This is a genomic window from Streptomyces sp. NPDC005899 (assembly GCF_040629645.1).
Taxonomy (GTDB): Bacteria; Actinomycetota; Actinomycetes; order Streptomycetales; family Streptomycetaceae; genus Streptomyces.
Genome location: NZ_JBEXWB010000451.1, coordinates 1 through 4,228, shown reverse-complemented (window position 1 = coordinate 4,228; position 4,228 = coordinate 1). Strand labels below are relative to the sequence as shown.

Annotated in this window: 2 protein-coding genes and 1 pseudogene; all 3 read right to left on the bottom strand. The window is 74.7% G+C overall.

The window, feature by feature from the left end:
- Positions 1–1,540, bottom strand: a pseudogene (locus ABZ371_RS29675) (hypothetical protein); the annotation flags it as partial.
- Between the two features lie 51 nt (positions 1,541–1,591).
- Entirely contained in the window at positions 1,592–2,503 is a 912-nt protein-coding gene (locus ABZ371_RS29670) for a hypothetical protein (protein ID WP_358685352.1), read from the bottom strand.
- Positions 2,504–2,573: 70 nt separating this feature from the next.
- Positions 2,574–4,100, bottom strand: coding sequence for a hypothetical protein (locus ABZ371_RS29665; RefSeq protein WP_358685349.1), 1,527 nt, complete (start codon positions 4,098–4,100; stop codon positions 2,574–2,576).
- Positions 4,101–4,228: the final 128 nt, after the last annotated feature.

Genomic DNA, 4,228 nt, shown 5'->3' with positions numbered 1-4,228 from the left:
CGGTCTCCTGCTCGACCTCGGTGAGGCGCTGGCGCAGGTGCCCGGCCTCGCTGCGGGCGCGCTGGGCCTCGGTGGCGGCGGTGGTGGCGTCGCGGTGCGCCGCCTCACCCGTGGCCTGGAGCGTGGCGGAACGCGCCTCTTCCTCCTCGGCCACGCGCTCACCCCCCTCGGCCGCGGTCTGCAGGGCGCGTACGAGGTCGGCGGCGGCCGTCGCGCGTGCGGCGAGGGCCGGGGCGGCGTCCCGCGCGGCCTCGCGGATGGCCACGGCGACGCGTGCGGAGCGGTCGGCGGCCGCCCGGTGGCGCAGGACCGCTTCGGCGGCCTGCCAGGCGGCGTGCAGGGTCCGTGCCTCACCGAGCTCCCGGCGCTGGGCGGCGGCGCTCCTCTCGGCCGCGGCGAGGGCGAGCGAGGCGTGCCGGTAGGCCAGCTCCGCGGCGATCAGGGACTGGCGGCCGCGGCCGTCCTCGGCCTCGGTGACGGTGTGGGCCGCTGCGGTGACCTGCTCGGCGAGCTCCGCGGTGCGCCCGCGTTCTTCTCCGGCACGGGCGAAGAGCCTGCGGGCGAGGGTGCGGGTGCGCCGCTCGGCACCCGCGTGGATGTCGCGGCTGCGGGCCCTGGTCGCGGTGGCGTCGACGATCCGGCCCAGCAGCTCGACGGAGCCCGCGGTGAAGTCGCGCTCGGCGGTGAGCTCGGCCCGGCGGCCCAGCTTGTTGCCGAAGCCGCTGACGAGGTCGGCGAGACCGTCGGTGTCCCGCGTGTCGGTGACCGCGCGCAGCAGCAGATCGGTGAAGTCCGAGTCCTTCTTGACGGCGAAGAGGCCGGCGGCCTCCCCCTCGTCGGCGTTCATCTCCCGCTGGTAGCGGAAGAGTTCCGGGTCGAGCCCCAGGTCGCCGAGGTGTTCGTTCCAGCGGTCGTGGATCTCCTCCCAGTGCACGTCGAGGTGCTGGTAGAACTTGCCCGCGTCCGTGAGGGCGTCGCGGAAGCCCTTCATGGTGCGGCGCCTGCCCTGGGCGCCGGAGACGCCCTCGGCGGGCCGGCCGACCGCGGTGGCCTCGGCGACGGGCAGGCTGTCGAGGCTGAGGCCGGGTCCGGGCCGGAAGGAGTACCAGGCCTCGGCGAACTTGCGCGGGTCGCTGGACACCTGGCGTCCGCGCCATTCGCTGACCTTGCCGACGACGACGCATTCACCGGTGAGGGTGTGCTGCCATTCGAGGGCGACGTGTCCGCAGTCGTCGGCGAGCAGGAACTTGCGCAGGACGCCCGAGCTGGCGCCGCCCAGGGTGTTGCGGTGGCCCGGCAGCATGACGGAGAAGATCAGCTTGAGCAGGACGGACTTCCCGCCGCCGTTCTCCAGGAAGAGCACCCCCGCGGGCGCCGGGCGGCGCGGCGGGCCGACGGGCTCGTCCTCGAAGAACTCCGCCTGGGCCGGGGCGGGGCGGGGCACGGGCTCGCCGACTCCGCGCAGGTCGAGCACGGTGTCGGCGTAGCGCGCACCGGCGGGCCCGATGGAGTAGAGACGGACCCGGGACAACTCGTACATGGCGGCGGACTCTCGTCGTTCAGGCAGGGGCGGCGGGGGTGCGGGGCTGGGTCAGGAGTGGAAGGGCAGGCCCGCGTCGGCGGCCAGCTCCAGGCCGTCCGCGTCGGGTGGGGGCAGCAGGGTGGCGGAGCCGTCCGTGACCGGGACGACGCCGAGCTCCAGCAGTTCGGCCATGGCGGCACTGCCCGCCATGTCGCGCACCTGGAGTTGGTAGCGGGGGGTGGTGCGGTAGGCGCCGCCCGCGTCGTCCCCGGTGCGCTGGAGGAAGCCCGAGTCGGTGAGGAAGGCGACGGCCTTGCCGATGATGCCGGTGGTGGAACCGGCGAGCCGGCGGGCGTCCTTGGTCGCGCCCGTGGCACTGCGGCGGGCGTAGATCCGCCATCCCGCCTCCAGCCCGGGCGCGTCGGTGGCCGGGTCGGTGTTGTCGCCCTGCTCCGCGGCGCGTTCCTCGAGGCGGTGGCAGGCCTGGCGGACGAAGGCGTCGACGCCGTTGACGGTGATCCGGCCGATGTACGCGTCGTCGGCGAGGTCCTCGGGGCGGGGGAAGGCCATGGCGGCGACGGCGAGGTGGGCCAGGCCGTGCAGGAAGCGGTCGGCGGCGTCGGAGGACGCGCGACGGGCGTAGTCGCCCATGCGCACCGCGAAGACGGAGTCCTCACCGGCGGTCACGGCCATCCCGGCCCGCGTGGAGACCTCCAGGACGATGAGTCCGAGCCCGGTGGCGACGGCGTCCGCGAGGCGGGCGAAGGCCGGCTCCTCCCGGTAGCGGCGCAGCAGGTCCGCGTACGTGGTGTCGCGCGCGGGCAGCAGCTTCGGCTGCAGCCCGAAGGAGACGAGCCGGGCCGCGTCGGCCGTGTCGGCGGGGGTGACCGCGGCGGGGGCGGCCGACGGTCCGGCGCCGGCCGCGGGCGTGGGGGACGGCTCGTCCCACGCGTCGGTGTGCTCGGCGTACTGCTCGCTCAACTCGGGGACTCCTCGGTACGGGTGGGGCGCTCACGGTGCGGCGGGAGGGCGGTGGCCGGCCGGGTGGCGGTCACGAGGCGTCCTTGCGGTCCGCGGCCATGCCCGCGGCGTCCAGCAGCGCGGTGCCCACTATCAGGTCGGCGCCACCGAACTCGGCGTCGTCGAGGGGTGTTCCGTCGTCGACGGAGAACAGCAGCCGGCGCTCGCCTTGGCGGTAGGCGGTGCCGACCGGAGGGCTCGCCGCGTGGACCGCGAGCAGGGCGACCAGGTAGGGCAGCTCCGGGTCACGGAGCCTGGCTTCGGCGAGGAGGCCGGAGAGCCTGCGGGGCGCGTCGTGTTCGAGGTCGAGCAGCTCCATGGCGTTCGCGAGCTGTTCCTCGCTGAACCGGCTGTCGTCGGGGGTGGCGACGAGCTCGGGCTCGGGCATCTCCGCGCCCAGGTGCTCCCGCTCCACCGGGGGCGTGAGCAGCATGTCGACGAGGTCGCCGAGGCGGGCCGAGGAGGGGGCGCGGAGCCCGGTGCCGTGCGCGAAGAAGGCGTCGGTGGCCCGGACGGCGTGGTCGAGGGGGAGCGTCAGCAGTGGGGCGACGAGCTGTCCGTACAGATCGAGGCCGGTGCGTGCCGTGGGGGCGGCGAACGCCTGCCGGTCCTGTTCGGCGCGGAAGAGCGGACCGGCTTCCAGGAGTCTGGACTGCAGCTGGGTGTGGCGGCGGATGCAGTCCTTCACGATGTCGACGAGTTCGGCGGCGCGGCGCTTGTTCTCCGGTTCCCCGGCCTCGTCCCTGGCCTTGCGGATGTTGGTGAGGATGGCGTTCTCGTGGCGGTAGCGGTCGGCGACGTGCTCCAGAGCCTCGGCGATCATGTCGGGGACGGCGTTGAGCCAGTCGACGGCGCGGACGTTGCGCCGGGTCGCCTCCAGCGTCCGGCGGAGCGTCTCGGCGTACTGCACGGTGCGGTACCGGGCTTGTTCGGCGGCGAGCTGGGCGTCGGCGAGGCGTCCCCTGCTGACGAGGACCTCCAGCTTCACCTCGGCGGCGATCTGGGCGCTGGTGACGTCCGTGTCCAGCGCGCCGACCAGGACGTTGACCGCCTCGTCGGTGGCCCGGAGGTAGACGCCGCCGCCGGGGCCCGGGACCTCCTCGACCAGTTTGAAGTCGTAGTCCCTGCGGACGTAGACGCCGTCCGGGCCGAACGTGCCGTAGACCGCCCGGAAGCCGCGGTCCACGCTGCCCACGTTGATCAGGTTCTCCAGCACCCAGCGGGCCACCCGTTCGTGCTCGGTGGCGGGCCGCCGGGGCGCCTGGGCCGCCACCCTCGGCAGGAGTCGGGCCACTATCTGGTCGTGGTCGGCCCCGGTGTCGAAATCCATGGTGAGGGTGACCAGGTCGATCGCCGCGAGGGCGACCTCGGCCATCGCGTAGACCGTGTACTCGCCGGCGAGATTCGCCTTGCGCACGTCGAGGTCGTGCAGCGGGGCGGTGCAGGCGAGCGCGCGCAGCCGACGCGAGAGCCCCTCGTCGGCGGCGGGGCCCTGTGCGGGCCGCGGCCCCGCGCTGAGCTGGGGCGCAGCGGTCTCGGTGTCGGCAGGCGAAGTCACGCTGCACAGATTAGGTCCTCGGACCGACAACGGTCGAAACGGCGCAGAAGCGACCGGAGCCCTGGCCGCCCCGGCATGTGCCGGTGGCCGCCGTGGGGGCGGTGGCGGCCCGGGGAGCCGGGTGCCGC